Source organism: Bacillus sp. AFS029637 (assembly GCF_002584985.1).
Classification (GTDB): Bacteria; Bacillota; Bacilli; order Bacillales; family Bacillaceae_G; genus Bacillus_A.
On the sequence record NZ_NUPZ01000022.1, the window covers coordinates 73337 to 89688 of the forward strand.

Below are 16352 nucleotides of genomic sequence, written 5' to 3' on the forward strand. Positions count from 1 at the left end.
TGTATAACTACTATAGTTACCTACAAGTAACCTACGCACATGAAAGTGCATCATTGCCTTTTTACATAAACATAGATACAATTTTAATATAATACATAACTGAGATGATTAAGGAGTGTTATACTTGGCAGAATTATTACAAGGAAAAAATGCTTTAATTACAGGAGCAGGTAGAGGGATTGGTCGTGCTGTAGCAATCGCGTTAGCGAAAGAAGGCGTAAATGTAGGTCTTTTAGCACGTTCAGAAGAAAACTTAAAAGCAGTTGCGAAAGAAGTAGAAGCAGAAGGTGTAAAAGCTGTTATTGCGACTGCTGATGTATCTTCATATGAAGAGGTAACAACTGCGATTGAAACGTTAAAGAACGGTTTAGGATCTATCGATATTTTAATTAATAACGCTGGTATTTCTAAGTTCGGTAAGTTTTTAGAACTAGACGTTGCTGATTGGGAAAAAATCATTCAAGTAAACTTAATGGGTGTATACTATGCAACTCGTGCAGCTTTACCAAGCATGATTGAACAGCAATCTGGTGATATCATTAATATTTCATCTACAGCAGGACAAAAAGGTGCGCCTGTAACAAGTGCGTATAGTGCTTCTAAATTCGGTGTTCTTGGCTTAACAGAATCGTTAGCGATGGAAGTTCGTAAACATAACATTCGTGTAACTGCTTTAACACCAAGTACAGTAGCAACGGATATGGCTGTAGATTTAGGATTAACTGATGGAAATCCTGATAAAGTTATGCAAGCAGAAGATATTGCAGAGTTTATCGTAGCGCAGCTGAAATTAAATAAACGCACATTTATTAAATCGGCTGGACTTTGGTCTACTAATCCGTAAGGGCTAAGTTTAAAAATAAGGTAGGGACATCTATTCTGTGATGGAATGGATGTCCTTTTTTCTGTTTGTGTGAAAAACGGGAAATTCTGTATAATTAAAAGTGCATAGTAGAAAAGCATTAATAACTTTAAGAGATAGTATTTCAATGAGCACGATTGCAATATATGAGTGATGTGAGGAGGAAAAAGGGATGAAAAAGAAGTTTCAAAAATTATAACGTGTATCGTGTACGACACAGCTAGCTCGTGGACCTCCATTAGATATAGCGTTATATTGTATATTCAAAAATTGGAGGTATAAGTAGATGAGAACTGAAAAGGAAATGTTAGACTTAATTATTAATACAGCAAAAGAGGATGAAAGAATCCGAGTAGTTATCATGAATGGATCGCGTGTAAATCCAAATGTGAAAAAAGATTGTTTTCAAGACTATGATATTATGTATGTTGTAAAAGATATACAATCTTTTACGTCTAATCATAATTGGATACGTAGATTCGGAGAAATAATGATTGTACAAATGCCAGAAGAAATGTCATTAGTTCCAGCGGACGAAGACGGGAAATTTCCGTATTTAATGCAGTTTATGGATGGGAACCGAATTGATTTAACATTAATTCCAGTTGATTTAATACATACATTTGTTGGACAAGACAGTTTAAGTAAGCTGCTTCTTGATAAAGATAATTGTATGGATGAATTTTCAGCAGCAAGCGATAGGGATTACTTAATAAAAAAGCCTACAGAAAAAGAGTTTTTAGATTGCTGTAATGAATTTTGGTGGTGTAGTACGAATGTCGCAAAAGGGCTATGGAGAGAGGAACTCTCTTATGCAAAAGGAATGTTTGATGGTCCGGTGCGAGATATGTTCATCGTAATGCTAGAATGGCATATTGGTATGAAAACAGACTTTACAGTTAATACAGGGAAGTTTGGGAAGCATTTCGAACAGTATTTTGAAAAAGATATGTGGGAGCAATTTAAACAAACATTTTCAAATGCAGACTATGAAAATGTTTGGGAGTCATTCTTTGTAATGGGTGATTTATTTAGAGAAGTTGCGAATGAAATTGCTGACACTTATGGTTATCAATATCCGCAAGATGACGATGATAAAGTGACGAGTTATTTAAAACATGTGAACACTTTGCCGAAAGATAGTACATCGATATATTAATTATATAAAGCAGTAAGACTGTCCTAATTATGGACAGTCTTATTTTTGTTCATGAATAACAATTTTTCTAACAAAGTGCAGACGAATCACATATGAAATTTTAGGGAGGTTTTTATCATGTATTATTTTTATTCACCAGAGATGTTCGTTCCATTTCAATCGGGGCTAGAACGAGATATTTCGTATGCTTATATGCCGTATCCTCCATTTTATTATGGAGACTATATAAGCTCATTGCCATACGCTTTACATGTTCCTCAAAATTATGAAGTCCAAATAAAAGAAGATCGTGGATCATGGACTCCATTTTCATGGGTTGAAAAATATGCGTATGCATTTTCAGGGCCATACAATAAAGCGGAAGTAGCTCTTACATTTGATGATGGACCAGATTTAGTATTTACGCCAAAAATATTAGATAAGTTAAAACAACATAATGTAAAAGCCACTTTCTTTCTGCTAGGGGAAAACGCAGAAAGGTATCCGAACGTAGTGAAGCGCATCGCGAATGAAGGGCATGTAATTGGTAATCATACGTATAGTCATCCGAATTTAGCGAAAGTAAATGAGGATGAGTACCGTAATCAAATTGTAAAAACAGAAGAAATATTAAATCGTTTAGCGGGTTATGCGCCGAAGTTTATACGTCCGCCGTATGGTGAAATACTTGAAAATCAATTGAAGTGGGCGACTGAGCAAAATTTTATGATTGTACAGTGGAGTGTTGATACAGTTGATTGGAAAGGTGTAAGTGCCGATACGATTACAAATAATGTGTTAGGGAATTCATTTCCAGGTAGTGTCATACTGCAGCATTCAACTCCGGGTGGGCACTTACAAGGATCTGTTGATGCGCTAGACAAAATCATTCCGCAGTTAAAAACGAAAGGTGCACGCTTTGTAACACTTCCAAGCATGTTTCAGACATCGAAAGAAAGAAAATGAATATGTTATGAATTGGGAAAAATAGGGATGTGTCGTATAATGAAAGTGTAAGTTAAGGGGGGATATAATTGATTGATGCACTAATAAACATAGGAATAAGCATATTGATTGGTATTATATTTATACTTGGGGCACTTATACTTCAAAAAAATCCACCGACAGATATTAACGCGGCATATGGTTATCGTACGAAACGATCTATGAAAAGTAAGGAACTATGGGATGCGGGTAATAGGTATAGTGCAGAAGTGATGAAACAAAATGGTTTCATCATGATGTTAATTGGAAGTGTTATTAGTATATTGTTTAGATATTCGCATGCAATGATAGCGGTTATGATTGTTATGCTATTATTAATTATTCGCTTATTTATACAAGTAGAGAAAAGATTGAAGATACTTGAACAATAATGATAAATAAAGTAGGACTCCTGGGTAATATAAGCTAGGAGTCCTACTTTATTTACAAACTATCATTCTTTAGCAATTCTTTTCCTTTTTCAATTACAAATTCATAGTATGCAAGATCATACGGATAAATATCTGTAAATGTTATCGTTATCGGTTTATTGTTTAAAACAGAAATGGCCGTAAAAGATGGAACCTCTCTTTTTAATAGTTGAAGAACAGAAGTTGCATGTACTTTCATTACATCATCTACTTCTTCACCTGGTACGAATGGAAGTGAGGTGATGACATTGTGAAAATACATATGGCAAAATTCACGATCAGTGAGGTTCGAAATTTCATAATCTATTTTAAAGATGCCCTTGTATGCTAAATCAGTGGTTTGGAAGGAAAGCCCCAATTCTTCTTCAATTTCACGTAGGCCACCAATTTGTACATCTTCATCATGCATAATATGTCCAGCTGAAGTGATATCCCATATATTTGGAGCTTCTTTTTTATTTTTAGAGCGCAATTGGAAATATAAGAACATATCTTCAGCATCTTTTTCTACAAACCAACAATGAAATGTTTCGTGCCAATCACCGTCACGGTGCACTTCATCACGTAATTTCTTCCCAAGTGTATTTCTTTCAGAATCAAATATCGTTAACCACTCTGTCATTTTAATTCCCCTTTCTGCAAATTTTATTATACAATATTCGTATTGAATTTTGGGGAAATAAAGAAAAAGGAGAGGGTATAAGTGGGGATAGAGAGTAAAGAAATAAAATCGATTATTTCAACAGAGGAAGAGTTACGGAAAATATTGGGGCAACCAAGTGAGCGAGCATTAAAAAAAGTTATTTCATCACTAGACCACCATTGCGTAGATTTTCTGTCTAAATCTCCTTTTCTAGTATTGTCTACTGCAAATAAATTAGGAGAGTGTGATGCTTCGCCGAGAGGGGATGCGCCTGGATTTGTATATGTATTAAATCAAAATAAAATTATCATCCCTGAAAGAACGGGTAATCGTCGCATAGACTCTATTTTAAATATTATTTCGAATCCGCACGTAGGATTAATCTTTTTTATTCCTGGTCTTGGGGAAACACTCCGAATAAATGGTAAAGCATATATTACAAACGATGAAGAAGTTTTGAAAGAAATGCAGGCGAATGGACGTAATCCGTTACTTGGAATTGTTGTTGAAATAGAAGAATGCTATATTCATTGCGCAAAAGCTTTTATTCGTTCGAAAATGTGGGAGTCAGAGTCATGGTTAAATAAAAAAGAGTTACCTTCAGCTACAAAAATGTTACGGGAGCATGCGAAAGTAACTGCTTCAGAAGAAGACATTGCACGTTCTTTAGAAGAAAGTTATAGGGAAAGATTGTATTAAAAATTACTTTTTAAATATAGTGTTGGAGTATGAAATGCTAAACGTTTTAGAGTGAGACTGTAATATGAATATTGTTAGTTTGTATGTAATGAATAGATATGTAAGAGTAGAAATCTGTATGAGATGATTTGTTATTTTAAAATATAATAATTCAGACTCTTAAAAATAGTGGAGAAAAATAGGCTTGCTTTTTAAAAAATTGATAACTATAATAAGTTAACAAATAGACATGAACGAAAAAGTAACGATAAGGACACGAAATCATTTTTACGGTTTACAGAGAGGGAAGTCAAGGGTGTGAGCTTCCTAACACGAGAAATGATTTTACCACCTTTGAACTTCAATAGTGAACGAGCAATCTAGTAATTATTGACGGTATCAGCCGTTATCTGAACTTGAGCAATCTAGAAGAAAATACGTCTAGGTTGGAACAAGGGTGGAACCACGAAAACACATTCGTCCCTTTCCTAGGGATGAGTGTGTTTTTTTACAGAATTAAAAAATGAAAATTTTAAATAATTAAAAAATAGTATTGATTTTGTTTTTTATGCGAGTATAATGAGTTAACAAATAAACATGAACGAAAAAAGTAACGATAAGGACACGAAATCATTTTTACGGTTTACAGAGAGGGAAGTCAAGGGTGTGAGCTTCCTAACACGAGAAATGATTTTACCACCTTTGAACTTCAATAGTGAACGAGCAATCTAGTAATTATTGACGGTATCAGCCGTTATCTGAACTTGAGCAATCTAGAAGAAAATACGTCTAGGTTGGAACAAGGGTGGAACCACGAAAACACATTCGTCCCTTTCCTAGGGATGAGTGTGTTTTTTTATTACTTTGAAAGGAGGTGCTGTAACATGAAACGATTTGTTCGTACGGAAATAACCACCACCTGCATGATTAAAAAGCAGAGCAAGGTGATTGATAGGGATAAATAATAAAATTGTAGGAGGAGATTAGAAGATGAATAATGTTATTAATGTTGGGGTAATCGGTTTAGGTACGGTCGGAAGTGGTGTTGTTCATATTTTGAAAGAGCATTATAAAAAAATCGCTCTTGATACAGGGTATGAAGTAATGGTAAAGGCAGTCGTTGTACGTGACTTAGAAAAAGAACGTGATGTTTGTATTGATGGAATCGTAGTAACAAGTAATGTCGATGAAGTTCTAAATGATCCAAATATTGATATTGTAGTAGAGGTAATGGGCGGGATTGAAGAAGCAAAACAGCATATCGTTAAGGCTTTACGAAATAAGAAGCATGTCGTAACAGCAAATAAAGATTTAATGGCTGTATACGGTGCAGAGCTTCTCAAATTAGCGAACGAAAATGATTGTGATTTATGTTATGAAGCAAGTGTAGCGGGCGGTATTCCAGTGTTAAGAGGGTTAACAGATGGGTTAGCTTCAGATCAAATTGAAAAAATAATGGGAATTGTAAATGGAACAACAAATTACATGTTAACAAAGATGAGTCAAAACGGATGGTCGTATGAAGAGGCTTTACAAGAGGCGCAAAAATTAGGATTTGCAGAATCAGATCCGACAGCGGATGTAGATGGACTAGATGCGGCGAGAAAAGTAGCAATCCTTGCGAACTTAGGATTTTCGATGAATGTTTCTTTAGATGATGTGCAAGTAAGAGGGATTCGAAAGATCGAAAAAGAAGATTTACAAATGGCTGAAAAGTTAGGATTTACTATGAAATTAATTGGTAAGGCGGAGAAACAAGGATCAGCCATTCATTTAAGTGTAGAACCGACGCTTTTACCAAGTCATCATCCGTTATCGAATGTAAATAATGAGTTCAATGCAGTGTATGTTCACGGTCAAGCAGTAGGAGAAGTGATGTTTTATGGCCCTGGAGCTGGGAAGTTACCGACTGGTTCTGCAGTAGTAAGTGATATTATTTCAATCGTTAAAAATATGAATCAAGTTCCGAAAAATAAAAGTGTGTTAAAAGAACCAGTGCCGTATGAATTACAGGGAGATGAAGAAGTCGTTTCGAAATATTTCTTACGTATTTCATTACGAGATGAACCTGGGATGTTGCAAAAAATAACAGAATGTTTCGTTAGTTATTCTGTAAGTTTAAAGGAGGTAATTCAATTACCTTTGAATCGTGAGCTTGCAGAAGTCGTTGTTGTGACACATCAAACTTCAAAGTATCAATTCGAACGAGTGTTGGGAGCGATAGAAGATGTCGCAAGTGAAATAAATAGTTACTACATTATTGAGGAGGAAAAACAATATGTATAAAGGATTATTAAAACAATATGCTTCGTATTTACCAGTGAATGAAAATACACCTGATGTGAGCTTAATGGAAGGGAATACACCTCTTATTCCATTATTAAATATATCAAAACAATTAGGGATTCAGTTATACGGGAAGTATGAAGGAGCGAATCCGACAGGCTCTTTTAAAGATCGTGGTATGGTAATGGCCGTTGCAAAGGCGAAAGAAGAAGGTTCGGAGGCAATCATTTGTGCATCAACAGGTAATACATCCGCATCGGCTGCCGCATATGCGGCACGCCTCGGAATGAAATGTATTATCGTAATCCCAGAAGGAAAAATTGCGCATGGGAAATTAGCACAAGCGGTCGCATATGGAGCGGAAATTATTTCAATAGAAGGGAATTTCGATGATGCACTTAAGGCTGTAAGAAAGATTGCTGCAGAAGAGCCAATTACATTAGTTAACTCGGTAAATCCTTACCGAATTGAAGGGCAAAAAACAGCAGCGTTCGAAATTTGTGACCAGTTGCAAAGCGCACCAGATGTTCTAGCTATCCCTGTTGGGAATGCAGGAAATATTACAGCATACTGGAAGGGCTTCTGTGAATATGAAAAAGAAAAAGGCTATAAGAAGCCAAGAATTCACGGCTTTGAAGCGGAAGGAGCAGCTGCAATTGTTAAAGGACACGTAATTGAAGAACCTGAAACAATTGCAACAGCGATTCGCATCGGTAACCCAGCAAGTTGGTCATATGCAGTAGAGGCTGCTAAGCAGTCTCACGGTGAAATAGATATGGTATCAGATGAAGAAATATTACATGCGTATAGATTATTAGCAAAAACAGAAGGCGTTTTTGCTGAGCCAGGATCAAATGCTTCATTAGCGGGTGTAATGAAACATGTTCAATCTGGAAAAATCAAAAAGGGAGAAACAGTTGTTGCAGTTTTAACTGGAAACGGTTTGAAAGATCCTGATATCGCAATTTCTTCTAATCAATTAGACATTGCAAATGTTTCAAATAATATAGAACAAATTAAAGAGCATATAAAAGGGGTGATTATGTCGTGATACCATTAAGTATTCGTGTTCCTGCTAGTACAGCGAATGTTGGACCTGGATTTGATTCAGTAGGAATAGCATTATCATTATATTTAGAGGTCATTGTAAAGGAGACAGCTGATAAGTGGCAAGTCATCCATTCCTTTGAAGATTCAATTCCGACAGACGATAAAAATTTAATTGTTAGTACGGCATGTAAAGTGTGTCCTTCTTTGTCACCCTATATAATAGAAGTTACTAGTAATATTCCGCTAACAAGGGGTTTAGGAAGTAGCGCATCAGCGATTGTAGCCGGAATAGAGCTTGCGAATCAACTTGGCAATTTACATTTAACAACTGATCAAAAAGTTCAAATTGCTACAAATTTTGAAGGGCATCCAGATAATGTTGCAGCTTCTATTTTAGGCGGAACAGTAATTGGAGCCTTAGATGGAAAGAATGTTTCGCTTGTAAGAATTGAGAGTAAGGAATTAGGCGTAATTTCTCTTATTCCCAATGCAGAGTTAAATACGGATGAAAGCCGATCTGTATTACCAGATGTGTTTCCGTTTCATGAAGCAGTTAAGGCTAGTGCGATAAGCAATGTATTAGTAGCTGCATTATGTCAAAAGCGGTGGGAAGTTGTAGGTGAAATGATGGAAAGAGATCATTTTCACGAGCCATATCGTTTAGAACTCGTACCGTTATTACCATCTATACGTAAATGTGCGAAAGAATTCGGTGCATATGGCACAGCGCTTAGCGGCGCAGGACCATCTATTTTTATACTAACGCCGTATGAGAAACGTCAAGAAATTGCTGAGCAATTAGCAAGAGTATTTTCAGCTATGAAAGTATGGGAGCTTGAAATCGATCATACAGGGATTACTGTAAATAAGGAAGAACATATTGAATTATAAAGAGAGTTAGCATCGTTAGCTTTCTTTATGTTGTAAATATTTTTTTAATGGGCATATAAAATGAACACTAATATTGTATAATTTAGTGAAAAATTCATTGTTTTAGAGGTGATTATATGAGTAAAGAGTCACCAGAAGAAAAAAGAGAACGTATAAGGCAAAGTGAATTGAACAATAATCCTACCGGTTCTTTACATGATGGGCTCAATAGAGCGGAAACGGGTAGTCCAGTTGATATGACGGGTGGTATGAATTGGAAAGGTACAGCGCTAGTAATATTAGTGCTAGTTTTAGGGTATATTATATACACTTATTTTTTTAGTTAAGAAATGCATGTTAAAACTTTGAATTATTTGCTTTAATAATTAGTGAGGATAAAAAAAACGGTTATTGTACTACATATATTTTAAGCAGGTTATAGTTGTCCATATAAACTTATTTTTAATATTCACAATAGAGCTAGCTATACGTTAGCTCTATTGTTTTTTTCCATATTCCTGTAACAAAGCACCTGTATATTCATTAGTGGAGGTGCAGAAGATGAAAAAATGATAGTGATATGTCTTCTTACAACGATGTCATTTTGCATATTTGTCAGAGGATATATTAGTGCAATTTTCTTCATATAGAAAAGATATTAAAATCATTGTGAAATTCTCTAACGATGATGTGGAAATAGAAAAAGAAAGTTAAAGCAAAATCCACGTTAATTATTAATAATGGGAAGCAAATCATGTATAAACTGAATTAATTAAATTAATATATATGAATTTAATGTTTTTGTATAAATAGTCTCTTGCCAAAAATAAACACAAGAGTATAATGTGAAATGGAATACATATTGGATTCATAAAGTAACCTTACAAAAATGTAAGGTAATTGAAAGGAAATTCAATATGAAGATAAATAGACTTACATTATACTAGGGAAAGAGAAAGCGAGGCGAATGGATATGAGCTCTGAATTAGAACAAAACACGAGAAGTAATAAAAAACGTTCTAAAAGAAAGTCAATAAAATGGTTCATTATAATTCCATTTTTCCTACTTATTTTTGGAGGAGTAGGATATGGATCGTTCATATATAACAAAGCAAAAGCGGTTGTAAGTGCTTCATATGCAGAAATTGATAAGTCATCAAAACGTGATAAAGAAGTTGAACCATTAAAGGATAACATCTCAATTTTAATTATGGGTGTAGATGGAAGTGACATGAGAAAAAGCCAATATGGTGATGCAGTTCGAACAGATGCACTTTTATTAGCAACAATTAATAAAGAGGATAAATCTGTTAAATTAGTTAGTATTCCGCGTGATTCACGTGTGTATATTCCATCTAGAAAAAAATTAGATAAAATTACTCATGCACACGTATTTGGTGGTGTTGAAAGTACGCGAGATACTGTGGAAAGATTTTTAAATGTTCCAGTTGATTACTATGTGAAGTTTAACTTTGAGTCATTTGTTCAAATTGTAGATTCACTAGGCGGTATTGATATTGATGTACCTGTTACTTTCACAGAGCAAGATAGTAAAGACCAAGCAGGTATGATTCATTTAGAAAAAGGTTATCAACATTTAAATGGTGAACAAGCACTTGCACTTGCAAGAACACGTAAAATTGATAGTGACGCAATGCGTGGGCAAAGACAACAACTTGTAATTGAAGCAATTGCGAAAAAAGCTATGTCTGTTCAATCAATTAGCAAAATGGGCTCGTTACTTGATGCAGTGGATAACAATATGAAAACAAATTTAACGTTTGATGATATGCTTGCTATTACGAAAAATATGGCTGGATCTGATCTGCAAATGGAAAAAATGCAAATTGAAGGTACAGATAAACGTATCGGTGGTATTTATTATTACATTCCAAATGAAAAAAATGTGAAAGATATTTCAAATAAGTTGAATCAGCATTTAGGTGTAACACCACAACCAGTTCGTAATGAATAGTATAAAAAAAGATTGGCCTTTGCCAATCTTTTTTTATCGGAATGGATTTGTAACTTTTCTGTAACGTTTTTTGATTTTAGAAAAATAATAGTTAAATCATTTTAATTTATATAAACAAAAGGTGCAATTGTACGATATACTAGAGAAGATGATTTGGTAATTGACTCCTAAAGAGGAAAAAAAGAAAATTCATTTCATTATTGTAAATAAAGAAGAATAGGAACAACAATTTTGATAAAACTCCCATTATAATACATATGTAGTCTATTCATATAGTGAAATAAAGTAAATAGATGTATAATTATATTGGGCGATTTATATATAAGATTAATAGGGAGAGGGATTCGATAGAATGGGAAAAGCTTTTAAAATTAAACGAGTAGTAGTCGTTTTAATAGCGATTGCAGCAGTAGCTATTGGGTATTTCATGTTTCAATCTATTACTTCACCAGCAAAAGCTGTTGCGAAACAAGAAAATGTAGTTCAGCTTGCAAGTGAACAACCGAAAGTCGAAATGAATAAAACGGCACCGAGTCGTTTTAATGGAAAAGAAAGAAAAGTTGCTTATTTGACATTTGATGATGGTCCTGGGAAATATACGGCTGAATTATTAAATACGTTAAAACAACATGATGCGAAGGCGACATTCTTTTTAATCGGAGCGAATGTAAAAGAGTTTCCGGATTTAGTAAAACGTGAAAATGCAGAGGGTCATTATGTAGGTATGCATAGTATGACACATAGTTTTGCGAAGTTATATAAAAATGGCGAGTATGTAAATGAGATGAAAGAAGATCAAAGCTTAATCGCAAATATTATTGGGAAATCACCTAAATTAACACGTCCACCATACGGTTCGATGCCTGGATTAAATGAAGGCCTTCGAAATAAAGTGGTAGAGGACGGTTTTAAAGTATGGGATTGGACAATTGATTCATTAGATTGGAAATATAACAAAATGCAAGTTGATGCAGCTGCAGCACAAATTGCTCAAAATGTAATAACAAATGCAACAAAACCACAGGAAGTCATTTTAATGCATGACATACATCCGCAATCAGTTGCTGCTGTGCCAGCAATTTTAAAAGGGTTAAAGGAAAAGGGTTATGAGTTTGAAGCTTATCATGAAGAGAGTCACTTCCCAGTGAATTTCTGGCATGATAACCGTATGTAATGGAGGAATGAACGTTGAAGTATGGAAAAGTAGCAGTAGTGGGAGCACTATCAGTAGGACTATTAACAGGTTGTTTCGGTGAAAAACCAGAAGAAAATCTATATACAGCTTTCGAAACAGCGGCGACACAAGAAAAAACATTAGTTGATGAAGCGAAGAAGTTAGAGAAGTTAGAGAAAGAAGGTCAAGAACTATATTCTCAAATTTTACAAGAAGGTAAAGAGCATAATGAAGCTGTTATGAAGAAAATAGAGCAAGCTACTGCAAATGTAGATGACCGTGAAAAAGTATTGAAAAATGAGAAAGAAATGCTTGAAAAAGCACAGAAGGAAACGAAATCTGTTCAAGAAAATATAGAGAAGCTTGAAGATAAGAAGTTACAAAAACAAGCGAAAGCAGTAGAAGAGTCGTATAAAAATCGTTATGATGCATTCCAAAAGATGAATGAAAATTATACGAAGGCGTTAGCAACTGAAAAAGAACTGTATGAAAAATTAAAAGTAAAAGAAACGAAATTAAAAGAGATTGATGAAAAAGTTAAAGTTGTTAATGAATTAACTGAGGAAGCACAAAAATCAAAAGAGCAATTTAACAATTTCACAAAAGAGTATAATGACAGTAAATTAGCATTCTACAAAGATGCAGAGATTAAGATTAAAGATCAGAAATAAAGAAGAACCTTAAGTGTAATAAAAAGCCGGAGAAACATCGTTACAAATGTTTTTTCGGTTTTTTACGTTAAATGAATAGAAAAGGCTGGAATTGATATCATAAAAGAGTTATAGTGAGTTATTCGAAGGGAATCATTGGAAAGTAAGGAGAATGAAATATGTCATATGAATTTTTACTCAAATTAGGTTTAGCACTCTTTTTAGGATTATTCATCGGGATAGATAGGCAGCTAAAGAATAAACCACTTGGTGTGAAAACAAGTATGGTTATTTCTGTAGCAAGTTGTTTAATTACGATAGTTTCAATTGAATCAGTACATGTATATTCAGTGCCAGGACATACAAATATGGATCCAATGCGTCTTGCTGCTCAAATTGTTAGTGGGATTGGTTTTCTTGGTGCAGGTGTTATTTTACGAAGAAGTAATGACGTTATTTCTGGATTAACGACAGCCTCTATGGTGTGGGCTGCTTCAGCTTTAGGTATTGCAATTGGGGCGGGATTTTATATACAAGCGACGGTTGCTATGATTTTAATTATTTTAGCGATTAACGTACTTCCTCATCTTGTGAAAATTGCCGGCCCGTATTCATTAAGACAAAAGGACCTATCTATAAAAATTACTGTAAAAGAGCATCAAGAATTAGATCGTATATTTAAGCAGATTAAAAAATTAGGCATGCATGTGAAACGAGTGAAAATTAAAGATATAGATAGCGGAGCATTCCAGCAACTAGAGATGGTTATTTTAGCTCCAGAAGATTTATATACAACTGAGTTATATAGTTCACTAAAAGAAATTGATCGTGTTGTTTCAGTTGAAGTGGAGAGTAGATAATTGTAAGGAAAAAAGAGTGAAGTGAATTCACTCTTTTTTATTTGGAATTTTAAGGAGGGGAATTGATATAATGATGAGTAAACAAGGGGGAGAAAATGATGGAGATACATATTAGAAAAGCGATAAAAGATGATATATCAGGTATAGCGAAGGTACACACTGATAGCTGGAAAACAACGTACAAAGGGATATTCGCTAACGAAATTTTAGAAAGTATAACATATGAACAACGAGAAAAACAATGGAAAAACATTTTTCAAAAAGAAGGTGATCACCAATATAGATTTGTAGCAGAGACATTAAATGGAGAAATAGTTGGATTCATCGATGGAGGTATAGAAAGAACAGGTACATATAATTGCGATGGGGAATTATATGCGATATACCTTTTACAACAGTATCAAGGAATGAAAATAGGACAAAAGTTATTTCAAGCGTTACTATCGGAATGTATAAAACATGATATACAATCTCTTTTAGTTTGGGTCGTTACAAATAATCCTTCTAAAAAGTTTTATGAAAAATTTAATCCTGAAAAAATTGATACGAAATTTTTAGAGAGATTACAGGTAGAAGAAACAGCGTATTGTTGGAGAAATATAAATAATATTATTATGTAAACTTAATGTTTGAAAGAGGTATACCAATTTAGGTATACCTCTTTTGTTTAACTATTTTGGATGGGTTACTAATGAGAATAGTAAGTATATAGTTTGGAAATAAGAATTTTTCTTGTGTATTTTTAATTAGATTAAAGAAAGGCTAAAAAAATACATATTTATTAAGATTTAAAAATTCTGAAATAAACTATTGAATTGATAATGATAATCATTTACAATTTATAATTGATAACGATATTCAATTATAAGTTGTAATATGAGATTCCGCTAGTGTTCATATAAAGAGGAGGAGAAGTATGCAGCATGCGAAAAAAATCGCAGAACATGCAACAATACAAAGTTTTTTAAACTGTTATTTAAGAGAAACAGGAAGTGGAGAATGGATTACAGGGGATGAAAGAATGGAAAATATCTTCAGTAATACGATGAATAGAAATACAGTTCCCACATATTTATGTTGTAGGCTATCGGCACAGAATGTTACTTTGTTTGGAGAAGTTATATATAAATCATCAACAGATCGTCATTTGTTTGGAGAACAGTTTTATTATCAAATTGGAGAAAGTAAAACTGTTATAAAGGCAGATTACGTTACAGTTATTATGTTTTTAATAAAAGAGATGTCTATCAACTACGGGGAAGGAACGAATCCTGCTGAACTGATGCTTCGAGTTATTCGTAGTTGTCAAAATATTGAGGAATTTATGAAGGAGAGAATAGAAGATACGTCTGCATTATATAGTTTCCATACAACCTTTATAGAGGCGGAGCAGTCTTTATTATTTGGGCATTTAACTCATCCTACACCAAAAAGTAGACAAGGTATATTGGATTGGAAAAGTGCAATGTATTCTCCAGAATTAAAAGGAGAATGCCAGCTTCATTATTTTCGGGCACATAAAAATATAGTAAATGAAAGATCATTATTATTAGACTCTACTACAACGATTATAAAAAAAGAATTAAGTAATGATGAGATGGTGAGTAAGGAATTTAAATTGAAGTATTGTAAGAAAGATGAATATTCATTAATTCCAATTCATCCGCTTCAGGCAGAATGGCTATTACACCAACCATACGTACAAGAGTGGATAGAACAAGGGGTACTTGAATCTATCGGTCCTGCAGGAAAGTATTATATGGCAACATCCTCACTTAGGACGCTATATCATCCCCATTCAAAATATATGTTTAAGTTTTCATTTCCAGTGAAAGTAACAAATTCAATGCGCATTAATAAATTGAAGGAACTAGAGAGTGGTATTGAAGGGAAAGAAATGCTAAATACGGCAATTGGTGAAGTGCTAGAAAAGTTCCCAGGTTTCGATTTTATTTGTGATCCGGCATTTATTACACTACATTACGGAACAGAAGAGTCTGGATTTGAAGTGATTATACGAGAGAATCCTTTTTATAATGAGCAAGCAAATGATGTTACTTTAATAGCTGGATTAGTTCAAGATGCTATCCCTGGAGAACGTACACGCTTATCAAACATCATTCATCACCTAGCAGATTTAGAAAGTAAAAGCTGTGAAGAAGTAAGTTTAGAGTGGTTTAGACGATATATAAATATTTCTTTAAAACCGATGGTATGGATGTATTTACAGTATGGTGTTGCATTAGAAGCTCATCAGCAAAATAGTGTTGTTCAGCTGAAGGATGGTTATCCGGTAAAATATTATTTCCGTGATAATCAAGGGTTTTATTTCTGTAATTCAATGAAAGAGATGCTGAATAATGAGTTGGCTGGTATTGGCGAATGTACTGGAAATTTATATGACGATTATATTGTAGATGAAAGATTTCGTTACTATTTAATTTTTAATCATATGTTTGGACTCATTAATGGTTTTGGTACAGCAGGATTAATTAAGGAGGAAGTTCTTCTCTCGGAATTAAGATCTGTACTTGAATCGTTTCTTCCTTATAACCGTGAACCTTCTACCTTTTTAAGAGAATTGTTGGAAGAGGATAAGTTGGCATGTAAAGCAAATTTATTAACGAGATTTTTCGATGTCGATGAGTTAAGCAATCCGTTAGAACAAGCAATTTATGTACAAGTACATAATCCACTTGTAAGAGCAGTGGCAGTTCGTTCATAAGTAACGATAAAATTTCACGCAATACA

The 16352-nt window shown here is 34.0% G+C and carries 16 protein-coding genes, 1 pseudogene and 2 other annotated features; of the genes and pseudogenes, 16 read left to right on the top strand and 1 reads right to left on the bottom strand.

Going from position 1 to position 16352, the window contains the following annotated elements:
• Positions 1 to 124: 124 nt before the first annotated feature.
• From COE49_RS09840 to COE49_RS09855, 4 genes are all read left to right on the top strand, one after another.
• Positions 125 to 844 (top strand): 3-ketoacyl-ACP reductase, encoded by a 720-nt coding sequence (locus tag COE49_RS09840; protein ID WP_000818985.1) that lies wholly within the window; start codon positions 125 to 127, stop codon positions 842 to 844.
• A gap of 304 nt (positions 845 to 1148) precedes the next feature.
• Positions 1149 to 2021 carry an aminoglycoside 6-adenylyltransferase gene (locus tag COE49_RS09845; protein WP_098945889.1) on the top strand — a complete coding sequence of 291 codons (873 nt, stop codon included), beginning with the start codon at positions 1149 to 1151 and terminating at the stop codon, positions 2019 to 2021.
• A gap of 117 nt (positions 2022 to 2138) precedes the next feature.
• Complete coding sequence (locus COE49_RS09850) at positions 2139 to 2966, top strand: peptidoglycan-N-acetylglucosamine deacetylase (RefSeq protein ID WP_098945890.1); 828 nt, start codon at positions 2139 to 2141, stop codon at positions 2964 to 2966.
• Between the two features lie 71 nt (positions 2967 to 3037).
• Positions 3038 to 3376: an SdpI family protein gene (locus COE49_RS09855; RefSeq protein ID WP_141556627.1), complete on the top strand. Its 339-nt coding sequence runs from the start codon at positions 3038 to 3040 to the stop codon at positions 3374 to 3376.
• A 52-nt stretch (positions 3377 to 3428) separates the two neighbouring features.
• Here the strand turns inward: COE49_RS09855 and COE49_RS09860 are convergent, their stop codons facing one another.
• Complete coding sequence (locus COE49_RS09860; protein ID WP_098945892.1) at positions 3429 to 4037, bottom strand: NUDIX hydrolase; 609 nt, start codon at positions 4035 to 4037, stop codon at positions 3429 to 3431.
• An 81-nt stretch (positions 4038 to 4118) separates the two neighbouring features.
• On the opposite strand from COE49_RS09860, the gene COE49_RS09865 reads away from it, so the two are divergent.
• From COE49_RS09865 to COE49_RS09920, 12 genes and pseudogenes are all read left to right on the top strand, one after another.
• On the top strand, positions 4119 to 4757 hold the full coding sequence (locus tag COE49_RS09865) for a pyridoxamine 5'-phosphate oxidase family protein (RefSeq protein WP_098945893.1): 639 nt from the start codon (positions 4119 to 4121) through the stop codon (positions 4755 to 4757).
• A 235-nt stretch (positions 4758 to 4992) separates the two neighbouring features.
• Positions 4993 to 5224: a binding site (T-box leader), on the top strand.
• Positions 5225 to 5340: 116 nt separating this feature from the next.
• Positions 5341 to 5572: a binding site (T-box leader), on the top strand.
• Positions 5573 to 5726: 154 nt separating this feature from the next.
• On the top strand, positions 5727 to 7022 hold the full coding sequence (locus tag COE49_RS09870) for a homoserine dehydrogenase (protein WP_088230565.1): 1296 nt from the start codon (positions 5727 to 5729) through the stop codon (positions 7020 to 7022).
• Positions 7015 to 8073 carry a threonine synthase gene (gene thrC / locus COE49_RS09875; protein ID WP_098945894.1) on the top strand — a complete coding sequence of 353 codons (1059 nt, stop codon included), beginning with the start codon at positions 7015 to 7017 and terminating at the stop codon, positions 8071 to 8073. Before COE49_RS09870 ends, thrC begins: the two co-directional genes overlap by 8 nt.
• Positions 8070 to 8963, top strand: a complete 894-nt coding sequence (thrB, locus tag COE49_RS09880) for a homoserine kinase (RefSeq protein WP_098252250.1) — start codon at positions 8070 to 8072, stop codon at positions 8961 to 8963. The genes thrC and thrB overlap by 4 nt, the downstream gene beginning before the upstream one ends.
• 116 nt (positions 8964 to 9079) lie before the next feature.
• Positions 9080 to 9289 (top strand): DUF6366 family protein, encoded by a 210-nt coding sequence (locus COE49_RS09885; RefSeq protein WP_088230562.1) that lies wholly within the window; start codon positions 9080 to 9082, stop codon positions 9287 to 9289.
• Positions 9290 to 9915: 626 nt separating this feature from the next.
• Positions 9916 to 10917 (top strand): LCP family protein, encoded by a 1002-nt coding sequence (locus COE49_RS09890; protein ID WP_088230629.1) that lies wholly within the window; start codon positions 9916 to 9918, stop codon positions 10915 to 10917.
• A 94-nt stretch (positions 10918 to 11011) separates the two neighbouring features.
• Positions 11012 to 11074, top strand: a pseudogene (locus COE49_RS28005) (sensor histidine kinase); the annotation flags it as partial.
• A gap of 195 nt (positions 11075 to 11269) precedes the next feature.
• The gene (locus tag COE49_RS09900) at positions 11270 to 12091 is read left to right on the top strand and encodes a peptidoglycan-N-acetylglucosamine deacetylase (RefSeq protein ID WP_088230561.1); all 822 of its coding nucleotides are present in this window, start codon (positions 11270 to 11272) and stop codon (positions 12089 to 12091) included.
• A gap of 14 nt (positions 12092 to 12105) precedes the next feature.
• Positions 12106 to 12762, top strand: coding sequence for a YkyA family protein (locus COE49_RS09905; protein WP_088230560.1), 657 nt, complete (start codon positions 12106 to 12108; stop codon positions 12760 to 12762).
• A gap of 158 nt (positions 12763 to 12920) precedes the next feature.
• Positions 12921 to 13601 (top strand): MgtC/SapB family protein, encoded by a 681-nt coding sequence (locus tag COE49_RS09910; RefSeq protein ID WP_088230559.1) that lies wholly within the window; start codon positions 12921 to 12923, stop codon positions 13599 to 13601.
• Between the two features lie 95 nt (positions 13602 to 13696).
• Positions 13697 to 14221: a GNAT family N-acetyltransferase gene (locus COE49_RS09915; RefSeq protein ID WP_088230558.1), complete on the top strand. Its 525-nt coding sequence runs from the start codon at positions 13697 to 13699 to the stop codon at positions 14219 to 14221.
• Between the two features lie 296 nt (positions 14222 to 14517).
• The gene (locus tag COE49_RS09920; protein ID WP_088230557.1) at positions 14518 to 16326 is read left to right on the top strand and encodes an IucA/IucC family protein; all 1809 of its coding nucleotides are present in this window, start codon (positions 14518 to 14520) and stop codon (positions 16324 to 16326) included.
• The last annotated feature ends 26 nt before the right edge of the window (positions 16327 to 16352 follow it).